We start from the raw sequence: 22862 nt of genomic DNA on the forward strand, positions 1-22862 counted from the left end.
GGGTGGTGAGAACTTTCATTCTACACGAATCCGGCCATGAGCCTTTTGTTTTTTTATTTCCAGAAGGTGTCGCACTTCATTTTACAATCCGTCACTTGCAAAAAACAATTCCCCCTCTATTCGTAATATAACATGGAATGTTTTAAGGCCATTAATAAGACGCTCACGATTCCAAAATGGCTAAACGATGCTGCTGCCGAGGAAGGGATTAACTTTTCCCAGACGCTTCAGGACGCATTGAAGCAGAAACTTGGTGTTAAGGACTTCTCTTGATGAGAAGTCTTTTTTTGTGCATTAGACTGAAATTGCCGCCCCAAAAGGAGCGGCTGTATAAAGGTTAGGAGGATTAACAGATTAATTACGCGCTATTGCAGCATTAGCCCACATTACCGCTTGTTCAAGGTTCGTCATGGCCAGAGACTTTTTACGGCTATTCACGGCCAGATCATCAATCAGATAGGCTAGCTCCTTTGCTTTCTCGCAAATAGCCGTGTACTTCTCCGGCTGCCCAGGCTGCGGTTCGTGGTACTTAAAATTGTTTTCGATTTGCGGATTCATTTTAAACACCTCCGATACAGGTTATAAAAGATTATTCAGTGACTTGAAAAACATTCCATGTTATATTACGTGTAGAGGAGTGGTGACCATGTTTGCTTACCTTAAAGGGGCTGGTGCTTCGGCTTTTGTTGCTACTGTATGTTACTTTTTGCTTTTTATAAGTACAGTGGATTGGTCTCGCACTAACACGATGAGAACCGATGACTTAGGTATTATATTCACTACAGTTTACAGCTACATTGGCTGTATACTCGGTTGGTTACTTCTAAAATTACTTACAAAACTTAATATCAAAAATATATGGGTTTCCCTTATTTCTTACGCCATTTTAGGATTTATCTTTGCACTTATCATTAGTTCAATTTATGGGCCGCTTCTTATCGGAGCCATTTTATTCACAGTAGCTGGTTCTGTGTCATTCTATCTAGCGCAAAAAATACACAGCATTGTTTTATCGTGGACTATGGTACTAATCGGCCCCATAGCAGCTTATATTACGTTTTACTACTTCTCTTACCTATAAAGAGTGGGTAATCCCCCACTTTTCATTAATGTAAGAACAAGTTGGATTGTCAACAGTAAATCAAACAACTTTTTAAGGGATGCATAAACAATTGGGCAGGGGTCAAGTACCCTAAAGTTCCATGAATTCGATGCTGGTTGAACCAGTTGACGTAATCATATCGTTCCAACTCAAGGTGCCGAAGGCTCTGGAAGGTCATTGGTTATGACACTAATCGGTCCTAAATCAGCCTATATTGCATTTTACTGCTTCTCTTACCTATAGAAGGGGGAGGCTATTAAATAGCCTTCCCCAACATGTCTACGTGCAAATACCTACAGCTATATCTTTAGCCAGTGATCCACCGAGACTCCAAGCACTTTTATTACCAATTGGCGGGTGTGTGTATTTATGTAGTATAAGAACAAGATATTTCAAATCATTATTGTTTTGTTGTACCCAACAATTACTTTTATTCTTATGAGTTTGAGTTGGTTCCATTCTTGATTTGTGCTTATTATTTTGTCTATATTATTTTGTTTACTTTGGGCAAACGTTCGAAATTTAATTATTTCAACCATTTTAATGTGGATTATTTCTGTGCCTCTGTGGTTGTACTAGTTGAGAAGGCAAAATCGGGGCCAAGGATATTCAAATATCTATAGCTTCTTTTCCTCTTATTTTTGTACTTTTTTTGGGTGTTGTGTTGTTACCTGAAATCCTAATCATTTCGATCAGAAATTCAATTATAGATAAATTTTTATATAAAAAATCTTGAAAACTTCATTCGACGCCCTCCCGATTGAGGATTGGAGCGCTGGAAAAGGGGAGTTGGTCTTCGGCTCGTTTTGTCCATTTCCAAAAGATTACATGGTAATATTTTTATGTCGATAATTATATAACTTGATCCGAGGAGGCCATGTTAATGTTGAAACAGAAGTTTATCACCGGTTTGTTTGTATCTTTGTCACTGTTATTCGTTTTTTTCACTTCCGTTTCTTCCAGTACAAAAATTGACTCTGTTTCTCCAAAATTTCCATCAATCGCCCCCTGTGAAGACATCAAAGGCGAAGTTAGTTTTGAGAAAGATGGAAGCGGTAAAATTGTAAAAAAGGTCATTAAAGTTAGTGATGTCGAGGAATACGCAAAAAAAATGGGAATCACGCTCCCCTCACCACATGTGGAAATTTTTCATATTAGCCCTATCATGGAGATGCCCACGCCAGCAAACAATTCCCCACATGCTAAACGTTGGGTTGGGGAGCTATACCTGAAAAATGTGGAAGGACCCCGTGAGGGATGCGGCCAAGTAATGATTCGAAACTCCTATTATGAGTATCCAGGTGGAAGCATGTCTGTTTTTTCTGAAAATGTGCAAGCTTCATATGGGGGGAGCGCTTCAGTACCTGCTGAAATTATATCCGCAGCAGTTAATTTCAATGTATCTGAATCGTTCTCCGTTTCAGATACACAAGACGTACAGATACCGTATGGAAAAAAGGCAAATATTAAAGCGTATCCGATGGTTAACATCTGGAAATTTGATGTATACGAAAAAGATATATTCTCTGACTCTTACCAACAAGGTACAGGCTGGGCTGAAAAACTATCAGGTGTTTGTTTTTCCGTTATAATTTATTAAAATGAAGAGAGGCTGTTGCCCACGGCAGTTTAAGGGACAGCCTCTCCTTATTTTTGTAAGAGACGAATGAACCCTATAGCTCACAGTATTCCACCGAATATACGGTAGGCTTCGGTGTCCGCATGAAAATGGGCCAGAAAATAGGTAGTATCTGCATCCTCCCCATCGTTTTTACAAATTTGTTTGTTTAATCACCGCCCATTTCTGTGCTATGTTAATAAGAAATAAGCACCGACATAGTTAATTGTATCATATTCAGGTTTATTGCTTCGAATACATGAAAGATTAATTCGAAGAAATTTTGGTCAAAATAAAAGGGGCATCACAACGGCTACAGTGAGCCACCCTTGACGAACGTTTCCCAGGGCAAACCCTGTTGCTTGCGTTAAAACCTTGTTTCGGATCCTTGCTTTTCCTTGCCTCACCCGGTTATTCCTTTCCTATTTCTTACACGATTAAAAAATGGGCCTCCTGATCGCAATTCATGCAGCATTTGACTGGCTTTTCCCAATCGCTGAATTCGACCTCGTCCAAATTGACGAGATCGGGGGCATCCTCATACTCATCAACAAATTTATCGATTGCCAATTCTACGTGTTCCTTACAGACGACATACATGCATGTTCCCTCTTTCTTGGCTAACCTACTGTCCATATTGGAGAAGCCATTGCTCCGTCCTGGTACTGCACTAGAATTCAAATTGCCGTGCTCATGCACCGCCCGTATACAGGAATGCCAAACTTTCAAACGGTCAATACTATATATGAGATGACCTGCCCGGACAGTTCATACGTTAGGCATGTCATCATTTCCTCGTGCATATTCTATTATACATCGTTCTCGTTGAGAAAAAAGGTATGCATTGTAACTCTTTACCACCCCATTCCCTTATGAAGGAGGAAATGCACATGAAAACAGCCTATTCCGCTTGGTCGGACGTCAATATGGTGGGGCAGCTTGCCGACTTGAAGGAAGACCAGTACCGCCTTACGCTCGCCTTGTCCACCTTGATAGAACTGCTGGTCGAGAAAGGACTCGTCACCGATGCGGACATCGCGCGTAAAGCGCACGAAGTCGATCAATGGCTTACCGGCGAACCGAAGACTTCGTGCTAACCTTATCCCACACCGTCGGACGGTCATAATACGTATCTTTCAATTGGAACTCGCTCTCTTTGAAAAAATGGCCCTTGCTTTCCATCACGCCCTGTACCGTCATCCGGGCCAAATCCTGCATATTGTGATCCAGGCTCAGATGCGCCAAATAGGTACGGCGCGTGTTGCCGGTGACGACCTCGCATAGCGCCTCGCCCGCCGCATCGTTCGACAAATGGCCGAGATCGCTCAAGATACGGCGCTTAATGTTCCATGGGTAACGCCCGACGCGAAGCATCTCGACATCATGGTTCGATTCCATGACGAGCACATCCGAATCGGCGATCGCGTCCCGGACCTTATCGCTCATATAACCCAAGTCGGTCGCAACCGACAGCTTCGTCTCCCCTTCAAAAAAACGGTACGCTACCGGCTCAGCCGCATCATGCGAGATGCCGAACGACTCCACGCGCAGATCGCCGAAGTCGCGGGCTTCGCCGGCCTGCATGACGATGCGGTTCTCCTCCGCGATATTGCCGACATGCTTTTCCAGCGCGGACCATGTTTTCTCGTTAGCATAGATGGGCAAATCATATTTCCGCGCAAACGCGCCCAATCCCTTAATATGATCCGAATGCTCGTGCGTGACGAAGATTGCATCGATCTGCTTGCCGGAGAGTCCCTGCTCTTCCAGCAACTGCTCCGTCCGCTTGCAGCTCAGACCAACATCGATCATCACCGTCGCGTCGTCATTTTGGATCACGGTCGCATTCCCCGTCGAACCGCTCGACAACACTGAAAATCGTAAACTCATTTCTCGCTCTCCTTCTTTCCCGCTTGTGAACTATCCACCGCTCCATTCATCGCATTCACGTAGTATACCTCGCCATTCTCGAGCAGAATCCGCCAGGAAGGCGCCGCCACCTGGGTATCTGCATCGAAGAGCTGGCCATGATAGCCCAACTGGATATCCTTCACGATCGAGCCGGGCGCCAGCACATTGTCGATCACACTCTGCAGCGCTTTGGACGCAGACAATATTTTCTGCTCCTGATTCACCTTCGACTCGATCAGTTCCACATATTGCTGACGGTAGGCCGTAATCTTCTGGCTGCGGGTGCTCAGCTCAAGCGCCACTTCGAATATCGGCAGCCCGTTCGCCAGCCGCTGGTGCAGCAGGAAGGTGTTGACGCTTCCGCTGAACGAATCATAGCGGTACATTTCAATATGGGGAATCTCTCCCTGCAGCCCGCGCACCAGATCCTTCTCCGTGAAAATAATGGTGCTATCCTGTGGATTCTCGAGCGGCACCGGTTCCGGATCGTACCGGACGAACCGATACGTAATCTCGCGCAGCGCCGGGGTTTCCGCCGGTATTTTGGCCGTAACCTGAATTCTCTTCACATCCATCATCTGGCGAGTCTCCTCGGATAGCGACGTCCAGTCCAGATCGGAATGGAGTTGCTCGCGAATATCCTGCCACAACTGGTAGCCGAGCACGATATTCAGCAACAGGAACGCATATATCAAAATATTTTTGGCCCGACTCCAATCCATGCCGATCCTCCTTTGTGCTTCCTGATTCCGATTCCGCATCGAGCAGGATTCGCCCTACTGCAGGAGCGTCGTCGATCCGTCATTGAACTTCACCTGCCACGTAGGGACCAAGTGAATCGTCTCCTTGCTGTGATGCGGCACGTAGACGGGATCGACGCTGACGATCTCAGTCAGCCGCCCGAGCGCCTTCAGCTTGTTCAGCAAGGCGTCGCCAGCCGGAAGCTTGCGTATCTCCTTCTCGGTGGAGCGGTTGAGCAGTTGAATGAGCGAGCGCTCGTAAGTGGTGACCGTTCCTTGCTGGATCGTCACCTGCATATAACCAAAATGGAATTTCGGCGTACTGATGACCGGGTACGAGCCCCAATACTGCTCGAACCGCATGACGACTCCGCGTTCGTTCACCCCGCCGAACAATCCGGCCTGTCTCTCGTTCGGATTCGGCAGCGTGAAGCGGTATTTTCCGTTCCACCCGCCATGCTGGTTGATGAAGCGGACCGCCGATGTCGCATCCGCTGCAACATCCTGCTTCCCTTCCGTCGTCACCGCAGGATCGGAATAGATAATCCAATGCTCTCCCCGGTTAATCTCCAGGCCCCGCTTGGCGTCGGTATAAATTTCGGAGTCGCCGGCGACAATTTTTTTCGTCAAGGTTGGATCGAAGAACAGGCTGCGCTGCATCTGCTCCACCGTAATCTGCTCATACGGCAGTTGTACCTCTACCGCCTCCAGCGGTTCCTCTGGTAGATAGAACATACCGCCGACCATGCGGTACGGCGTCCAGGTGCGGCCGAATTCGGCCTGCTGCGCAACATCCTGCACCGTAAGATCGGCCCGTGTCGATTCATAGACCGCGTCTCCCTTCGCATTGAAGAAGAACACCCGGACCTCATTTGACTCGGGATTCACATACAGCCATATCCGTTTGATGGTCTCCTTTAGGAAGGTGGTATCATCCCCAAGCAAGAATACCCTCTGCAGCAGCTTCGCCGGTACCGGCGAGTTGAATCTCAACTCGATCCCTTCGTTCTGCTCCCGGACCCGCTCCCATTCGACCGAGGAAACGGGATGATATTGAAAGTCATCATACGTCCGCCCCTGCAGGCGCTGCATGATAATATTGTAGAACGTCGTTCCCGGATACAGCATCGTATGCTTGTCTTCTCCCAGGTGAAGAATCATCTGTTCCGGGAAGATGAGATTTTCCAGTCGTTCCTCTGGTCCGAGTGGATCCGTTTTGATATAGTCACTGGTCGTCTTCTTCTCGAAATTGTAATTCGGCATGCTGTACATCAGGAAGAAGCTCTGAACGAGACTAAGCAGCACAAGCACGGCGAGCATTATCGTCTTTAGCCGCTCGATCATACGCTTGGGTCACTCCCTTCAGCCGATACCGGAAGGGTAAAGGTCACCTTCGTGCCTTTATTCCATTCCGATTCGATTCGGATATCCCCACCATGCGCCCGCACAATTTCCCGGGCAATGGACAACCCCAGACCGGTTCCTCCCCTATTTCTCGATCGCGCCTTGTCGACACGATAGAAGCGTTCGAAGATACGCTCCAGATCTTGTTGCGGAATGCCGATGCCGTTGTCGCTCACGTTCACCTCAACGTTCGGCTTATCTTCCCGCAAGATGGCGGACAAGGTGACTTCGCCGCCAGCGGGCGAATATTTCAACGCATTCGACACGAGATTGTCGAGCAGTTGATCGATCTGATCGCGGTCGATGAAGACCGGAATATTGGTTCCCTCGACCGAGGCCTTGGCCGTAATCCGCTTCTTGCGGAATTGGAAGGAGAAGCGGTCCAGCACATCCTCCAGCATCTCGGCAATATCGGTCGGTTGCTTGCGCATAATCGCCTGCTTCGAATCAAGCCGCGACAGATGAAGCAGATCCGTCACGAGCCGGATCATCCGTTCCGTCTCATTGCGGATGACGCCGACGAAGCGACCGGACAGCTCCTTCTCCTCCAGGGCGCCGTCCTCCAACGCTTCCGCATAGCTTTTAATTGTCGTGAGCGGCGTGCGCAGCTCATGCGACACATTTGCGACGAATTCGCGGCGCGATTGCTCCAGCTTCTCCTGCTCGGTCACATCCTGCAGTACGACAATCGAACCAGTCATACCTTCGCCGCGGCGGTGAATCGGGGTGAATGAGACCCGCAGCACCGTATCGCCGCCCGGATGGGCCGCTTCGCCGTTCCCGCGCGCCAGGAGCAGCATCCCGTTGTTCTTTCCGCTGCCGAGCTGATCGACCTGACGCTCAGGAATGCTGAGCAGCCCGGCGATCGACCGGCCCAAGGCATCGGCTTCCCGGAACCCCAGCATCAGGCAGGCCCGGCGGTTCACGAGAATGACTTGTCCCGCCTCGTTCGTCGCGATCACGCCGTCGCTCATATTCGTCAGGATGGAAGCCAACTTCTCCTTCTCTTCCTCATTCGCATTGAGCGCTTCTTGCAGCCGCCGCGTCATATAGTTGAACGCCTCGCTCAGTTGCCCGATCTCGTCCGTGCCGAGCACCGCGACTTCGCCATCGAAGTTCCCCTCCGCCACCTTCGTCGCCTGCTTCGTAATCGCCTTGATCGGCTGCGTAATCGTATGGGCAAGAATGATGCCCAGCACCGCCGTCAGGCCAAGCGCAATCGCCATCCCCGAGAAGAAGATGCGGTTGATTCCGTTAATCGTCTCGTACAGCTCCTTCATTGACGCGACGATATACAGGGCGCCGACCAGCTTCCCGTTCGAGTAGACAGGCTGGGCCACAATCTGCTTGCGCACGTTATTGTCGTCGATGATGACTTCCTCGTTATAGCTGATGCCCTGCAGCGCGCGGTTCACGACTGGCTCCGTATTTTTGCGTCCGACATATTCCGTGCTCGTCTGCGACGAAGTCGTCAACACCCTGCCCGTTGCATCCAGCACCTGAATCTCCATGCCGTTCATATTGATGAAGTTGCGAACGAACCGATCGATCTCTTTAATCGTATACGGATTGTCTACCGCCTCATCGCCCTTCAACGTCTGGCCCGTATAATGAGACAGCAGCCCTGCCGTATTGCGCAGATCCCGGGAAAAGTTCAGCGTCAACGAATTCTTCATCGAGCTGACGAAGTACACACCGATTAGTTGCATCGCGATCAGAATGAGCAATACGTAAATCATGATCAGCTTCGCTTGAATCGTGCGAAAGAACCGGCCGATCCCCCGCTTCATTTAGAAGCCCCCGTTATGCGGGTTGCGCATCCTATAACCGAGGCCCCGCCGCGTAATGATATACTCCGGCTTGCTCGGATCATCCTCGATCTTCTCACGCAGGCGGCGAATCGTCACGTCTACCGTACGGACATCGCCGAAGTATTCATATCCCCATACCGCCTGCAGCAGATGCTCTCGGGTCATGACCTTGCCGGCATTCCGCACCAGATAATGAAGCAGCTCATACTCCCGGTGGGTCAGATCGAGCATTTCCTTGTTCTTGTACACGACATACATATCGGTGTCAATCAGCAGCTCATGCAGCCGCAAGCCTTGCTTCTCGCCGTTATCCGTGCCCTGTTCATCGGCCGCCGCTTGGGCGGACGCCTTATGTTGCCGGCGCAGATGCGCCTTGACCCGCGCCAGTATCTCACGCGTACTGAACGGCTTCGTCACATAATCATCCGCGCCCAGCTCCAGCCCGAGCACCTTGTCCAGCTCCGTATCCTTCGCCGTTAGCATGATGATCGGCATATGGAGATGCTGTCTGATCTCCCGGCACACATCCATTCCGTCCTTCACCGGCAGCATCAGATCAAGCAGGATCAGGTCCGGCTTCTCCGATAGCGCCAGGTCGACCGCTGTACCCCCGTCGAAGGCGCAAATGACCTCGTACCCTTCCTTTTCCAGATTGAATTTGAGAATATCCGCTATCGGCTGCTCATCATCCACCACGAGAATTTTACCGTGCATGAAGCCACACCTCTCTCTATCTTGAAATGTATCCTGTAATGATTCGGCTCCGACCGCCAACAATCGATAGAATCAGTCCATACGATCCGTGTCCCTCTATATTACCATATTTGCCGGCACATCCCGAATGGCAACCCGGATTGGATAAAATTATAGCTTCTTCACCGCTGTACGCTTTCCTTCCGGCTCTGCCATGTATGCACCAAAAAGAGGCGGGAATGATTCTCCCACCTCACTGCCGTTTATAATAGGTTATACAAAAAGTCCACTCTTGATCACAAAGCCATATCGAAAGAAGCTCGGCATCGAATCTTGCGGCCTATTTAGGCTCAAATTATAAGTATTTTAAAGGATTCTGTACTTCATTGTTCACATGAATCTCAAAATGAAGATGCGTGCCCGTCGAATCGCCCGTATTGCCCATCACGCCGATATCTTGTCCCTTCTCGACAATATCTCCGACATTGACGTTAATGGAGTTGAGATGGCCGTACAGCGTCTGGTAGCCATTGTTATGGTCGACGATGATAGCATTGCCGTAGTCGCTCTTTTGCCCGGCAAAAATAACGACGCCTTCGTCCGCTACCATGATGGAGCGATCGGACGATACGAGATCGATACCCTTATGCGTCCGGCCCCAGCGGCTGCCGAATCCACTGGTCAGTGTGGGCCCATTGACGGGCCAATCGAAGGTGCCTGTGCCTTCGCCGCGCACCACCTTCGTTCCACGCACAATTATCTCGGGAACGGAAGGCTCAATCACCTCTTGCTCAATCCACTCTTCATGAGTCAGCTTGCCGTTATCCTTCGTTAGACGGTACGACATCCGCTTCAGGCCCTGCGTGCCCTTGCGCACCACCTTCGATTCGCCGGCGCGCATGTCTGGATCCTCCTTAACGATCCGCTGCGGCTCCGTCACCAAATATTCGCTATACGCTTCCACAGTCTTCACCGTAATCGTCGGCTTCGCATCGGTCAGATCCAACTCTTGTCCCGGCTTCAGCACTTCTTCCCCGACGTTCGGGTTGTTGCGATAGATTGTCTCCAGCGGCACATTCTGCTTTTTGGCAATCGAAGAGAGCGTGTCGCCCTCCTTCACGGTATATTGGACCGGCTTGGTGACACCTGTCGTCAGCATCCGGAGCACTTCCTCCGGCTCCAGCACCTGCTGCGGATCGGTATTGCTCTCCTCCATGCTTACCCGCTCGCGGAACTCGACCGACTCCACACGGGACATCGCCTTCGTCGCATTCGCGGAACGGACCGGCGTGGACAGCACTTTGACCTCCTTGGCCGATGTGCCTGCGCCCGCCTGACCGGAATATTTCGACTTAATCTGGGCGAGAATCTTCTCCGCCGTCGCTTCATCCTTCACGATGCCGATGCTCTTGCCGTTCACCTTGAGCTGAACGCCTGCCGCATACGGCTTCAGCGTACGATCCAGCTTGGCCATCGTCTCTTCCGTCGTCGGCTTCGCCTTGAAGCCGGAATCCGGCTCCGTACGGACATTCTTCGTATCAATCTGGATATGTGCGTTCGGATATTTCCCTTGCTCTTCCTGCTGCTTCTTCGCATAGAACAACTCCATCTCATGTAGATTGGAGACCGTTCCTATCCATTCATTACTATTATATACGTGAAAATACGCTACCGTATTTGCATGAACATAGGCGGTTCCGCCCCAGATCGAAGCAGCGATAAACGTCAATCCCCCCAGAGTCAGACCAAGCTGCTTCCGATGAGTAGAGATCCACTGCTGGGCGAATTCAGGCATCATCCGACGCCACACTGCCTTCCATTGTTGCCACCGGCTGGCTGAAGCCGAATTCTTCTCCTCCGTCCGGTGAACGTTATCGTAAAGTTCCATGTCAGTCTCCTTTTGCTTCATATCTGATATCAAGACTTCTGCGCCGATTACAACGGAACATCGAACGGTGACTTTGCATGCCTATACGCGACGCACCGGCAAGGCTCGATTCCCTGTATCCGTATCCATTCTGTCTCTGCATCAAGCTGCGGACCCCGACAAATAGTTAAATTTTTGTCACCTTTTTTTCACCTTTATTACTGTACCATAGGATGAGAGAATAATGCAACTGACGAAAAAAATGGGCAACAAGAAAGGGCTTTTCAACTTTTAACAAAAACACACGGCTATGGCACGCCTGCTACGCAGGATTCACCATAACCGTGTGTTTGTTATTCATGATTGGCACGCCTGCCACTCTTCGATAAGCCCGGCCCGGAGAGGACTCAAGGCATTCCTTCCGGATCGCTCGGTTGGCCGTTTGCCCCGGAAGATAAGTTCGGCTCCTCCGCCGTGTCAGGCTTCCCCTTCAACCATTCGAGCATCTGTCCGTATTCTTCGTCATTCAAATATTTCGCCATAATCTGCTCAGCTTCCGTCAGTTCTACCTCCGTCAAGCCGTCCTCCATCAATGTAGACAGCCGCTGCATCTCCTCCTGAGGTAGCTTCTTCATCAAGGTGGCGAATAGCTGCTCCTTGTCGGATGCCGGAATCTCCTCTTTATTGCGGGACAGCGCATCCGGGGAGATGACGACCCGCTCCTGCTCCGCGGCCTCAGCGGAAGAGATTCCGCCCATCACAGGCAGCGCCTCGTCGCCAGGATCCTTCTTCGGCGGATCGGCTGCTTTTTTACCTGCTGCCGGGGCTTGCCGACTCTGTGGCGTCTGCCTGCTATTGCCCGGCTGCACCCTGCCTTCGCCTCCGAACAATTCCCCCCACATCGTCGTGAGCGTGAGAGAAGGCAGCTCAATCGGAATCTGGAACGTGCTCAACGCCGATTGTATATAGCGATCGACGACGACCGCCATCGTGGCTATCGTGATAAATCCGGATAACACACTGACCGTCACGATGATGGCGATCAGGCGGATAATGCGTAGCGTCATGCGCATGATGATGCCTCCTAGCCAGCTCCCATCCGTCTAGTAATGGAAGAGAGAACGGATAGTGTTGCCATTGTGTTACTGCTTAGTATGCCCACATATGCACAAAAAAAACCGGCTGTTCTTCTTAGGAACAACCGGTAATCATCCATTCTCTTCATTATATTAGCGATAGATTGGACGAACCCGGTTCGTCTGCTCGCGATTGCGTCCGACCGAGAAGATCGAGATCGGAATGCCTGTCAGCTCCGACACCCGCATCACATAGTTGCGGGTGCTCTCCGGCAGCTCTTCCATCGTCTTGCATTGCGATATGTCTTCCGTCCAGCCTGGCATTTCCTCGTAAATGGCTTCGCATTTCGCGAGCATGTTCAAGTTCGCCGGATAGTGCTCAATCACCTGATCGCGGTATTTGTAAGCCGTGCAGATTTTGACCGTCTTTAAGCCGGTCAGCACGTCCAGCGAGTTCAGGGACAATCCGGTAATGCCGCTTACCCGGCGCGCATGGCGCACGACGACGCTGTCGAACCAGCCGACGCGGCGGGCGCGGCCGGTAACGGTGCCGTACTCATGGCCCGCTTCGCGGATAAAGTCTCCCGTCTCATTGTTCAGCTCCGTCGGGAACGGACCGTCGCCTACGCGTGTCGTATAAGCCTTAGCGACGCCGATAACCTCTTCGATCTTAGACGGCCCCACGCCCGAACCGATGCAGACGCCGCCTGCCGTCGGATTCGAAGACGTAACGAACGGATAGGTGCCTTGGTCGATATCAAGCATGACGCCTTGAGCGCCTTCGAACAGCACCTTCTTACCGGCATCGATCGCGTCATTCAGCACGACCGAGGTGTCGCCAACATACTTGCGAATCACATCCGCATAGTGCAAGTATTCCTTCAGGATCGCTTCGATATCCAGCTCTTCTCCGCCGTACATTTTAATCAGTTCGTTCTTCTCTTTGGCGAGATGGTAGAACTTCTCTTCGAATACGCCCTTGTCGAGCAGATCGACGATGCGAATACCGTTGCGTGCCGCTTTGTCCATATAGGCAGGGCCAATCCCTTTGCGGGTCGTCCCGATTTTGTTCGGACCTTTGCGCTCTTCTTCCAATCCGTCCTGCACCATATGATACGGCATAATGACATGCGCGCGATCGCTGATACGGAGATTTTCGGTCGAAAAGCCATTTTCATGAATATATTCTATTTCTTCGATTAACGCCTTAGGATTGACAACCATGCCGTTTCCGATGATACAGATCTTATCCTTGTAGAAGATGCCGGATGGTATCAGGCTCAGCTTATACTTTTTATGATTAATTAGGATCGTGTGCCCCGCATTGTTACCGCCTTGATATCGCGCCACTACATCTGCGCTTTCGGCGAGGAAATCGGTGATTTTCCCTTTTCCCTCGTCACCCCATTGGGTTCCTACGACGACTACTGTAGACATTTTCATACCCCCGTCGGGTGTTCACACACCAATATTCGCTGCACTCTTCCGAAGGCAGCATGTTAAGTGTATCAGCGTTAGAAGATGAAGTCAATAAAAAGCGAACATTACGTGTCGACCATATATCAATGTTCGGAAAAGTAACGCTCGCACGCGATGAATTCCATGAAATTTCTATCCTGCAGGCAATTCCAGATGATTGCGTTCGTAGCTTACGAATTTATTGAAATTTTTGAGGAAGACGAGCTCGACGGTTCCAACCGGGCCGTTGCGCTGCTTGGCGATAATAATCTCAATGATGTTCTTCTTCTCGGTATCCTGATTATAATAGTCATCGCGGTACAGGAACGCGACGATATCAGCATCCTGCTCAATCGAACCGGATTCCCGCAGGTCAGACATCATCGGGCGCTTATCTTGGCGCTGCTCCACGCCTCGGCTCAACTGCGAGAGGGCGATGACAGGCACTTCGAGTTCCCTGGCAATCTGCTTCAGCGTCCGGGAGATCTCGGAGACTTCCTGTTGTCGGTTCTCTCCCGGCTTGCCGCGCCCGTGAATGAGCTGCAAGTAGTCAATCAAAATCATGCCGAGCCCGCGCTCTTTCTTCAAGCGCCTGCATTTCGCCCGAATATCGGCGACGGTCACGCCCGGCGTGTCATCGATATATACCTCGGCCTCGGACAGCGCCGCAATCGACATCGTCAGCTTCTCCCAATCGTCGTCCTCCAGTTGTCCGGTACGCAGCCGGCCGGCATCCACGTTTGACTCCGCACAGATCATCCGCTGCACGAGCTGTGAGGCGGACATCTCCAGACTGAAGATCGCCACCGTTTCCTTCGCCCGCACGCCGACATTCTGGGCGATATTGAGCGCGAACGCGGTTTTACCTACCGAAGGACGGGCTGCCACAATGATGAGGTCGTTTCGCTGGAAGCCCGACGTCATCTTGTCCAGATCGGGAAATCCCGACGGAATCCCCGTCGTTCCGCCCTGGTGCTGGTTCAAGAACTCGACCCGCTCGTAGACATCCATCAGCACATCCTTGATCGCGATGAAGCCGCTGGATGAACGGCGATTCGATATTTCCAGAATCCGACGCTCGGCATCGCTCAGCAGCCCGGACACATCATCGCCGCCGGAATAGCCTTCGCTTACGATTTGGGTCGCGGTCCGAATAAGCCGGCGCATCATCGACTTCTCTTCGATAATCTGCGCGTAATAATCGACGTTGGCGGCCGTCGGCACCGCGTTGGCCAGCTTCGTTAGATAAGAGAGGCGGCCAACATCCTCCAATCGCTGCTTCGCTTGCAGTTTGGCCGTCAACGTAATCAGATCGACAGGCTGATTTTCCTCGCCGAGTTCAATCATCGCCTCGTAGATCATTTGGTGAGCCGGATCGTAGAAGTCCTCCGGCTGAATCCGTTCCATCGCCGTAATCAAGGCTTCGGATTGCAGCAGAATGGCCCCGAGTACCGCTTGCTCCGCCTCCAGATTTTGTGGTGGAATCCGATCAACGAATAAATCGTTCATCTTATTCCTCCGTGACGTGAACCTTCACTGTCGCCTTTACATCCGGGTGCAGCTTTATGGTTACATTCGTAACCCCAAGCGAACGAATCGGTTCGTCCAGTTCAATCTTACGCTTATCGATTTTGAGTTTCATTTTGCTGAGCGCTTCAGCGATCTGCTTCGTCGTAATCGCCCCGAACAGGCGGCCACCTTCTCCAGCCTTCGCCGTTAGCGGCACCTTCGTCTCATTCAAGGTCGCAGCGAGTTTCTCCGCATCCAGCTTCTCCTGCTCCTTGCGTTTTTGTTCCGATTGATTCTGTTGCTCCAGGGTCTTCAGATTGCCTTCCGTCGCCGGACGCGCAAGTCCCTGCTTAAACAGGAAGTTCTGCGCATACCCTTCGGAGACTTCCTTGATTTGGCCCTTCTTGCCTTGTCCTTTAACATCCTGCAACAAAATGACTTTCATTCGAACAACCCCTCTTCCACATCAATTTCTTCGAGCACGCGTCTCAGCTTGGCCTCCGCTTCCTTCAGCGGACACGCCAACTGCACGGCCGCATTAGTCAGATGGCCGCCTCCGCCCAGCCGCTCCATCACCACCTGGACATTCATCTGCCCTAGCGATCGCGCGCTAATCCCGATGAGTCCATCCGGACGTTCGCTAATGACGAACGATGCCAGCACATCGGTCATATTCAACAGCGTATCAGCTACCTGCGCGATGAGCAACTGTGAATATTTGCGTCCCGGATCCGTTACCACGACCGCGATGTGCCCGCACAGCATTTCCGCGCGCCGGATAATCTCGGCCTTCTCGATATAATCATCGAGATCCTGCTTCAATACGCGCTGCACAAGCAGCGGATCGGCGCCTTGGCGGCGAAGGAAGCTGGCTGCATCGAAGGTGCGCGAGCCGGTCCGCATCGTGAAATGCTTCGTGTCCACCGTGATGCCCGCCAGCAGTGCGGTTGCCTCCAGCATACTCAAATTAATCCGGTTATGGATATATTGCAGCAGCTCCGTGACAAGCTCGGCCGTGGACGACGCATACGGCTCCAGATAGACAAGCACCGCGTCGTTGATGAATTCCTCGCCGCGCCGATGATGATCGATGATGACGATCCGTTCCGAGTGGAGCAGCTTCGGCTCTTCCACCAAGGAAGCTTTATGCGCATCGACCACGACAACCAGACTGGCCTCGGTAATCATCTCGACGGCTTCGCCACGGGAAATAAACCGGGACCAGAGAATCTCGTCTTTTCGCAAATGTTCTACCATCCGGTCGATGGATGGATTGCTGTCCTCCAGCACGATATAAGCCTCGACCTCGAGCATCCGACACGCGTGAAGTACACCGATCGCCGAACCGATCGCATCCGTATCCGGCACTTTATGCCCCATAATGAACACGGTGTCACTCTGCTGGATGAAATCGCGGAGCGCATGCGCGATAACGCGCGCACGAACCCGCGTCCGCTTCTCGACTGCGTTCGACTTGCCTCCAAAGAAAGACAGTAGCTGACCCATGCGGACAGCGACTTGATCCCCACCCCGGCCCAAGGCGATATCGAGGCTCGATTGAGCCATCCGTCCAAGCTCGGTAATGCTGTCTCCTCCGGCCGCAATCCCCATGCTGAGCGTAACCGGGAGCTTATTGCCGAATAGCGCCTCTCTTACTTCATCTAGAATCACGAACCGCGTCTGTTCCAGAGCTCTCAATGTCTGTACATTCATAACGAGGAAGTACCGCTCCGAAGAGAGCCGCCGAATCAGAATCCCGTTCTCTGCCGCCCACTCCGTAATCTGGCCGGCGACCCGCGCGATGAGCCCGGTCCGCTGCTGGTCATCCATGCCTTGAGTCGACTCTTCCAGATTGTCCATAATGACCGTTCCTACGGCGATGCGTTCTTCCTCGTACCGTGTGCGAAGGGTCGATATCTCGGTAATGTCCGTGAAGTAGACGACTCGCTCCCCCGGCACGATATCCGCATGGACGATCCGTCCGCCGATGAACAGTTCCTGTGAATGCTCCGAATCCTGGCCGGCCTGAAGTTGAGGGAACGCCTCTCCCAATTCCTTGCCGACCAGGCCATCCTGCTCCACAAGTTGCTCCACATAAGCATTATGCCATTCGATGATCCGGTTCTCGCTGTACAGGAGAATACCGTAGGGCAGATCAACGATGGCGCTCTCTCCGGCCCGCTTGACACGAAGTCCCAGCGTAGTCAAATACAATTCCGTTTCTCGCCGGAATTTGTGTTCCGCCATCAGCGAAGCCACAGCCAATGCAGCGATGCCGGCGAAGGCAAGCAAACCGACCATCCAGTTGTAATAAGCAAGGACACTCGTGACCACGACGAGCAGCGCGAACCTCCAGATGATGTACTTCAAATACCAGCGTTGGAACAACATTTTTGGCATAGCTTCTCACCCTACGCTTTTGGCTTGGACACGGCCTGTCGTAGCGGAAAGGCCAGATCCACGATTCCGATAATTCGCAAAATGCCATGGAGCAACGGCACAAAGATGACTACAATGGCGATAACGACCGGAATTGCCCTGTTCCATTTGCGCGAATGCGCTAAGAAGAACAGGAAGCCAATGCCTTGCACCATAAAGGCGAGTTGAAGCAGCGGCACCAGATTGATCAAGATCAGGATCAGGAAGCTTCCTGACGACTTCGGGACGATTAGATCCAGAATGATGGTAATTAAGTAATACCAGATTAAGGCCCGCGGCAGCATCCATTGCCTTACCGGCTTCAGCTTCTGCACAGGGATGCCCTGCGCCGTGAGCAGCGCCCGACTGATCGAATACGTAGCCGTGCCCATATAGAGCGCTCCGGTAATCAGCATGAGCGGAATCATTTGGCTAAACAGGATAACGACTTGCTCTTTCATCTCCTGCGTCAGATCCGCCGGGAACAACGAAGTCTGCTGCAATCCGGCAATGCTCTCATTCATCAGCGACATCATGTACTGATACATATTGAAGTCGAACGCCAGCTTGGCGAACGCCAGCAGCAGCAGCGATTCCACGAGGAATATGGCCGTTCCCGCGACATAGACATTCAAGGCAGGCCGCTTCTGCTTAAACATATGGCCAAATACGATTCCCGGTATCATGAAATAGATTCCCGTCAATACGCCTAACATCCCCAAGCTGCCGAGCAGGACATATAGAATGAATAACAATGCCGCCCCATGTAGAATAAATCCACGCAGGGACTGTGTTGCATAGAGCATGACAAACGGCACCGCTATAAAACTCATCGTCAACACCTGAACCGGTTGAAGGATGGGTAATAACAATACGAGCGCCGTAACCGCCCATGCTAACGATGACCAGCGATAATTCAACCTATTTCACCTCTTGAGAAGCTCTTCTTCCCTCTTGGTTCTATTCCGTTCGTTACGCAAGAACCGGGGTTAACTTCTTTATTTTTTCCCTGTCCTCAATAAAACCGCCATTCTTCATTATACCATATTTACTTGATATTCATGGCTCTCGTCGTAAACTGCTCGCAATATTCAATAATTTGGCTGCGCCGGACAATGCCGATGAAGCGGTTCATATCGTCAACGACCGGAACGAAGTTCTGCACCTTGGCCAAGTTAATCAGATCCTCCATGTTCGAATCGATGCGAACCGTTTTATGGCGCACATTCAGGGGCACATCCTTCAGTGAAAAGCGCGACGCATTCTCAAAGGTGATACTCCCATTCGAATTCTTCATATGCCACAGCAGGTCTCCCTCGGTAACCGTCCCCACAAATTCCCCCTCGTCATTTAATATGGGCACGGCGGTAAAGCGATGGTATTCCATTTTTTCTAAGGTTTGACGCAAAGTAGCACTCACCGTTAAACATACGACTTCATGTTTGGGTGTCAAGAAAAAAGCAATATTCATCCGCGCGGTCTCCTCCTCATGTCAAGCAGGGGCCATTTTTCTCCCTAAGATTAAATTAACACATTTCCCTTATCAAAAACAAAGAGTCAGCCGCCATCACGACTGACTCTACCTGTTTTAATCTTCCTTCACTTCGCGCGGCTCCATCAGATCGGCCTTCTCCGTGTTCGGATCCAGCCAATTATCAAGGAGCGTCTGCACATAATCCATGTCCTCTTCATCAATCATATAATACCACACATTGCTCATCATTTTGCCGTAGCCATGAAGCATGTAGCTGCTCATTTGCGGCGTTTCCGACTGCGTGAACATCGTCTTCGCCAGGTCAATCATGAATTTAGGATGAATATCGGTTGAGAAATTATCGCCCATAATTTGAATAAGTTCAGGAATTCGGCCGATTTTATCCATTTCGATTGCCCGGTGCATGATGGCATTCAAGAAGATGCGATGCCGCATGGTACGGTTCATGTCGGAATCCTCGCGGTAGCGGACGAAGTATAATGCTTCCTGCCCATCGTAAATTGGCTTGTTAGCCTCGATCCGGAATTTCTCGTGGGCCGGATCCTTGTTCACAATGTCTTCCTTAATCGGAAGCTCTACGCCATCCAACGCGTTGACGATATCCTTCAAGCCCTCGAAGTTAATGGTCGCATAATGATCGACTCTATGCTTTAGTAGGTTCTCCACCGAGTCCATGCTCATTTTGGCCTGCCCGTAAGCGTAGGCGTGGTTCAGCTTCGTCTCGAATCCTTTCCCGATAATCTCGGTGTACGTATCGCGCGGAATCGACAGCAGGAGCACTTTGTTTTCTTCCGGGCGCACGATGGAATAAATGATGGTGTCTGAACGCCCTACTTCATTGCCTCGGGCATCAATACCTAACAGCAATACCGAGAAGGGCTCGGTAACCTTGCGGATAACTTCCTCTTTTCCTTCAATCGGTTTGTACGAATTCTCCAGTGTTTCCTCCACATGCCCCGATAGGAACATGTCGAATGCCAAGACGGCGATTTGTTTGCGGAACAAAAATCCTCCGAATCCGATGATGGCGATCACCAGGAAGGCTATCCACCATTTTTTATATTTTTTCATGCTATCAACTTCTTCCTTTTTGATGAATTTGTAGCGTCCTGCCCGCTGTCCTGTTTTCACTTTGCTACTTTCTTGGGCAAGTTCTTTGGCCGCACCCCTTTACCGTATGATTATACTACTGCATTAACAAATGAAACATCGCTTCTTCCTGGCGCGTCTTCCCCCATGTAAGACGCAATCCGTGCGATGCATTCCTTAGCATATTATGCTCTTAGACACGCCCTTGATGAATGGCGCATCCTGCCGATTCATACGCGTTCAACCCGGCTCCCTCTCCCCGGTCGAACCGGAAAGGTGAAGCCGCCTTCACTTCATGTTCGGCTTAGCCCTAGATGGCCCATGGTCCGATTTATCTATTTTTCGTCTGTCCCATGAGTGGAGCCATGAAGTATTACATTGGTACTACCATACAGTTGTCGAATTATAGAAAACAACAAGTTTTATTTTACATGTATTTGACCAAAAAATAAAATACAGAATTAACACAGTTCTGGCCTTTTATTGAATTATAGGAATTATTAATAGGTTTTTTAGGGGGATTTACGATTTTTCTTGAGGTTAGACGTGTAAATGAGGACAAAAAACAGCCGAGTCATCGACCCGGCTGTTTTCTTGCATTACTCCGTTGTGTATGGCAGCAAAGCTACTTGACGGGAGCGTTTGATCGCTACAGTCAACAAACGTTGATACTTTGCGCTTGTCCCTGTTACACGGCGAGGCAAAATTTTACCGCGCTCGCTGATGAATTTCTTTAACAGATCCGTGTCTTTGTAATCGATGTGCGTAATTTTGTTCGCAGTGAAGTAACATACTTTACGACGCTTGTTGCGTCCTTTACGGCCGCCATAACGACGTTCGCCGCCCTCATTTTGCTTGAAGCTCATTCCATTCGTCCTTTCCCTATTAAAATGGCAAATCATCATCAGATATATCGATCGGCCTGCCGTCGTCAGAGAATGGATCCGCTGCCGGACCGCGGGACTGGCTAGAGCCTCCTCCGCCATTTGGCCGCGAGTTATTGTTGGGCTGTCCGCCGCCATAACCTCCGCCCATATCGTCACGACTTCCTCCGCTATCGCGGTTGGACTCCAAGAATCGTACGTTATCGGCGATAACCTCCGTAACGTATACGCGCTTCCCTTCACTGTTGTCGTAACTGCGGACTTGGATTCGGCCTTCCACGGCCGTTAGCCGACCTTTGCGCAAATAATTGGCGCAAGTCTCTGCCAACTGCCGCCATGTGACCACAGGAATGAAATCTGCTTCCCGATCGCCATTCTGGTTCGAGAACGGACGATCGACCGCCAACGTAAATTGCGTCACAGCAACTCCGGATGGCGTGTAGCGCAATTCAGGGTCACGGGTTAGACGACCAATCAAGATCACGCGATTCAACATGCAATCCCCTCCCTCGACGTAACTTACGAAATACGATGGTTGGCAATTAAGCCACGTCTGTTGTTACAAGATGGCGGATAACTTCATCGGAGATCTTCAATTGACGCTCCAACTCGGCAACCACTGCAGGTTGTGCAGTAAAGTTCACGAGAACGTAGATACCGTCGCGGAACTTCTTGATCTCATAAGCAAGACGGCGTTTGCCCGACACGTCATGTTTCGTAATTTCCCCGCCTTCTTTAGAGATGACGCCTTGGAATTTTTCGACTGCAGCTTGGACAGCTTCTTGCTCGATGTCTGGGCGAATGATGTACATCAATTCGTATTTGCGCATTTCACGTTCACCTCCTCTTGGACTTCAGGCCCCTGATCGGTGTGTCAGGAGCAAGGAGCGAGAAAACTCGCACTAAATAAGTGTAACAAAAACAGGGCTATGGTGCAAGCCATACCTTTGCTGTCTTGGCTGATTTTATGCTGTTATTTGCTCGCCAACATGGGAGGGACGTTTCCCCTACATTTCTCCACTTATGAACCTGTGCCCGGACGCGAACAATACGATGGAAAGGACAATTCTGCCGACGTCAGGAGGTGGCAATGATGGGTGAACGCACCGAATTCGAACCGGGAGACAAAGCGCCCAACGATGGTATTTACATGGAGGTAGGCGAAGCGAGCTTCCACACCGAGATTCAGGATCCGAAGCTCATTCGTTTGAAAAAAGGCGACGCGTTTCCGGAGACGACCAATAAAGACCGTAAATGGAAAAAGAAATCCCACGCTCTTACACATTGAGAAAATATTTTCCTACGTATAAAATCGCCACAAACGGCCATAATAATGACTGACGGTGCAAAGCGAGGTGGGTTCCGTTGAACATTGCAGCGAAACAACCAAGTGATGACGTACACTTTACGACAACATCATTAGAGAAGCGAGGGGTTGTGCTAAAGACACTTTAGTCTGAATCACGAATCTTGTATGGTCAGCCATATATGGATGCCTGAGCCATCTGAAGAAGTGAAGTAAAGAAGGACTAATCATGCACCGTCAACCAGGAAAGGACTCTGCACCTGCGGAGTCCTTTCATTTGTATATGTTGCTAGCTTACCTATTTTTAAAGTGAGCTTTAGAAGTCTGGTGAAAAAGTCTGACCCTAATCGAACAAAGAGACGGAGTATGGTAAAATAATAGAAAATGTCGTTTGAAAGTAGAGGAACCCCCAATGCGAGCAGCGAAACGATGCGGTGTACAGCTAAAGTTATTCCAAATCATCAATATGGATGCCCTCGTG

23 protein-coding genes and 2 pseudogenes are annotated in these 22862 nt (G+C 50.7%); 5 read left to right on the forward strand and 20 right to left on the reverse strand.

Annotated features, from left to right (window positions below; all coding sequences use genetic code 11):
- Positions 1-144: 144 nt before the first annotated feature.
- A pseudogene (locus tag PPOP_RS23845) lies at positions 145-273 on the forward strand (type II toxin-antitoxin system HicB family antitoxin); the annotation flags it as partial.
- A gap of 81 nt (positions 274-354) precedes the next feature.
- Here PPOP_RS23845 and PPOP_RS05230 read toward each other — a convergent pair.
- Entirely contained in the window at positions 355-558 is a 204-nt protein-coding gene (locus tag PPOP_RS05230; RefSeq protein ID WP_006285052.1) for an Acb2/Tad1 domain-containing protein, read from the reverse strand.
- A gap of 88 nt (positions 559-646) precedes the next feature.
- Here PPOP_RS05230 and PPOP_RS05235 point away from each other — a divergent pair, with 88 nt between their 5' ends.
- Positions 647-1081, forward strand: coding sequence for a hypothetical protein (locus tag PPOP_RS05235; RefSeq protein WP_042227513.1), 435 nt, complete (start codon positions 647-649; stop codon positions 1079-1081).
- A 49-nt stretch (positions 1082-1130) separates the two neighbouring features.
- On the opposite strand, the pseudogene PPOP_RS20055 reads toward PPOP_RS05235, so the two are convergent.
- Positions 1131-1274: pseudogene (locus PPOP_RS20055) on the reverse strand (IS3 family transposase); the annotation flags it as partial.
- A 711-nt stretch (positions 1275-1985) separates the two neighbouring features.
- Between PPOP_RS20055 and PPOP_RS05240 the strand changes: the two are divergent.
- Positions 1986-2702, forward strand: a complete 717-nt coding sequence (locus tag PPOP_RS05240; protein ID WP_006285055.1) for a hypothetical protein — start codon at positions 1986-1988, stop codon at positions 2700-2702.
- Positions 2703-3149: 447 nt separating this feature from the next.
- Here PPOP_RS05240 and PPOP_RS20060 read toward each other — a convergent pair whose 3' ends face one another.
- Positions 3150-3320, reverse strand: a complete 171-nt coding sequence (locus tag PPOP_RS20060; protein ID WP_006285056.1) for a CxxH/CxxC protein — start codon at positions 3318-3320, stop codon at positions 3150-3152.
- Between the two features lie 290 nt (positions 3321-3610).
- On the opposite strand from PPOP_RS20060, the gene PPOP_RS05245 reads away from it, so the two are divergent.
- Complete coding sequence (locus PPOP_RS05245) at positions 3611-3817, forward strand: hypothetical protein (RefSeq protein ID WP_006285057.1); 207 nt, start codon at positions 3611-3613, stop codon at positions 3815-3817.
- On the opposite strand, the gene PPOP_RS05250 is transcribed toward PPOP_RS05245, so the two are convergent.
- The 17 genes from PPOP_RS05250 to rpsF form a co-directional block, all read right to left on the reverse strand.
- Positions 3789-4610 (reverse strand): MBL fold metallo-hydrolase, encoded by an 822-nt coding sequence (locus PPOP_RS05250; RefSeq protein WP_006285058.1) that lies wholly within the window; start codon positions 4608-4610, stop codon positions 3789-3791. The two genes, PPOP_RS05245 and PPOP_RS05250, sit on opposite strands and share 29 nt — an antisense overlap.
- Positions 4607-5353 (reverse strand): two-component system regulatory protein YycI, encoded by a 747-nt coding sequence (gene yycI, locus PPOP_RS05255; RefSeq protein WP_006285059.1) that lies wholly within the window; start codon positions 5351-5353, stop codon positions 4607-4609. The genes PPOP_RS05250 and yycI overlap by 4 nt, the downstream gene beginning before the upstream one ends.
- Before the next feature lie 54 nt (positions 5354-5407).
- Complete coding sequence (locus PPOP_RS05260) at positions 5408-6715, reverse strand: YycH family regulatory protein (RefSeq protein ID WP_006285060.1); 1308 nt, start codon at positions 6713-6715, stop codon at positions 5408-5410.
- Entirely contained in the window at positions 6712-8565 is a 1854-nt protein-coding gene (gene walK / locus PPOP_RS05265) for a cell wall metabolism sensor histidine kinase WalK (RefSeq protein WP_006285061.1), read from the reverse strand. The genes PPOP_RS05260 and walK overlap by 4 nt, the downstream gene beginning before the upstream one ends.
- Complete coding sequence (gene yycF, locus PPOP_RS05270) at positions 8566-9300, reverse strand: response regulator YycF (protein WP_006285062.1); 735 nt, start codon at positions 9298-9300, stop codon at positions 8566-8568.
- Between the two features lie 334 nt (positions 9301-9634).
- Positions 9635-11167: a peptidoglycan DD-metalloendopeptidase family protein gene (locus tag PPOP_RS05275; protein ID WP_042227516.1), complete on the reverse strand. Its 1533-nt coding sequence runs from the start codon at positions 11165-11167 to the stop codon at positions 9635-9637.
- A gap of 386 nt (positions 11168-11553) precedes the next feature.
- Positions 11554-12219, reverse strand: a complete 666-nt coding sequence (locus PPOP_RS05280) for a hypothetical protein (RefSeq protein WP_006285064.1) — start codon at positions 12217-12219, stop codon at positions 11554-11556.
- 156 nt (positions 12220-12375) lie between these two features.
- Entirely contained in the window at positions 12376-13659 is a 1284-nt protein-coding gene (locus tag PPOP_RS05285) for an adenylosuccinate synthase (RefSeq protein WP_042227518.1), read from the reverse strand.
- A 174-nt stretch (positions 13660-13833) separates the two neighbouring features.
- Positions 13834-15189, reverse strand: a complete 1356-nt coding sequence (gene dnaB, locus PPOP_RS05290) for a replicative DNA helicase (protein ID WP_006285066.1) — start codon at positions 15187-15189, stop codon at positions 13834-13836.
- A 1-nt stretch (position 15190) separates the two neighbouring features.
- Positions 15191-15634 (reverse strand): 50S ribosomal protein L9, encoded by a 444-nt coding sequence (rplI, locus tag PPOP_RS05295; RefSeq protein WP_006285067.1) that lies wholly within the window; start codon positions 15632-15634, stop codon positions 15191-15193.
- Entirely contained in the window at positions 15631-17589 is a 1959-nt protein-coding gene (locus PPOP_RS05300; protein ID WP_006285068.1) for a DHH family phosphoesterase, read from the reverse strand. Before PPOP_RS05300 ends, rplI begins: the two co-directional genes overlap by 4 nt.
- Positions 17590-17600: 11 nt before the next feature.
- On the reverse strand, positions 17601-18527 hold the full coding sequence (locus tag PPOP_RS05305) for a DUF2232 domain-containing protein (RefSeq protein ID WP_042227522.1): 927 nt from the start codon (positions 18525-18527) through the stop codon (positions 17601-17603).
- Positions 18528-18655: 128 nt separating this feature from the next.
- Positions 18656-19078 (reverse strand): CBS domain-containing protein, encoded by a 423-nt coding sequence (locus PPOP_RS05310; protein WP_006285070.1) that lies wholly within the window; start codon positions 19076-19078, stop codon positions 18656-18658.
- 117 nt (positions 19079-19195) lie between these two features.
- The gene (locus PPOP_RS05315) at positions 19196-20173 is read right to left on the reverse strand and encodes an LCP family protein (protein WP_006285071.1); all 978 of its coding nucleotides are present in this window, start codon (positions 20171-20173) and stop codon (positions 19196-19198) included.
- A 617-nt stretch (positions 20174-20790) separates the two neighbouring features.
- Positions 20791-21057 (reverse strand): 30S ribosomal protein S18, encoded by a 267-nt coding sequence (rpsR, locus tag PPOP_RS05320; RefSeq protein ID WP_006285072.1) that lies wholly within the window; start codon positions 21055-21057, stop codon positions 20791-20793.
- 19 nt (positions 21058-21076) lie between these two features.
- The gene (gene ssb / locus PPOP_RS05325; protein WP_006285073.1) at positions 21077-21571 is read right to left on the reverse strand and encodes a single-stranded DNA-binding protein; all 495 of its coding nucleotides are present in this window, start codon (positions 21569-21571) and stop codon (positions 21077-21079) included.
- A gap of 46 nt (positions 21572-21617) precedes the next feature.
- Positions 21618-21905: a 30S ribosomal protein S6 gene (gene rpsF / locus PPOP_RS05330; RefSeq protein ID WP_006285074.1), complete on the reverse strand. Its 288-nt coding sequence runs from the start codon at positions 21903-21905 to the stop codon at positions 21618-21620.
- A 263-nt stretch (positions 21906-22168) separates the two neighbouring features.
- Here rpsF and PPOP_RS05335 point away from each other — a divergent pair, with 263 nt between their 5' ends.
- Positions 22169-22363: a YjzC family protein gene (locus PPOP_RS05335; RefSeq protein ID WP_006285075.1), complete on the forward strand. Its 195-nt coding sequence runs from the start codon at positions 22169-22171 to the stop codon at positions 22361-22363.
- Positions 22364-22862: the final 499 nt, after the last annotated feature.

This window comes from Paenibacillus popilliae ATCC 14706, assembly GCF_000315235.1.
GTDB lineage: Bacteria > Bacillota > Bacilli > Paenibacillales > Paenibacillaceae > Paenibacillus_B > Paenibacillus_B popilliae.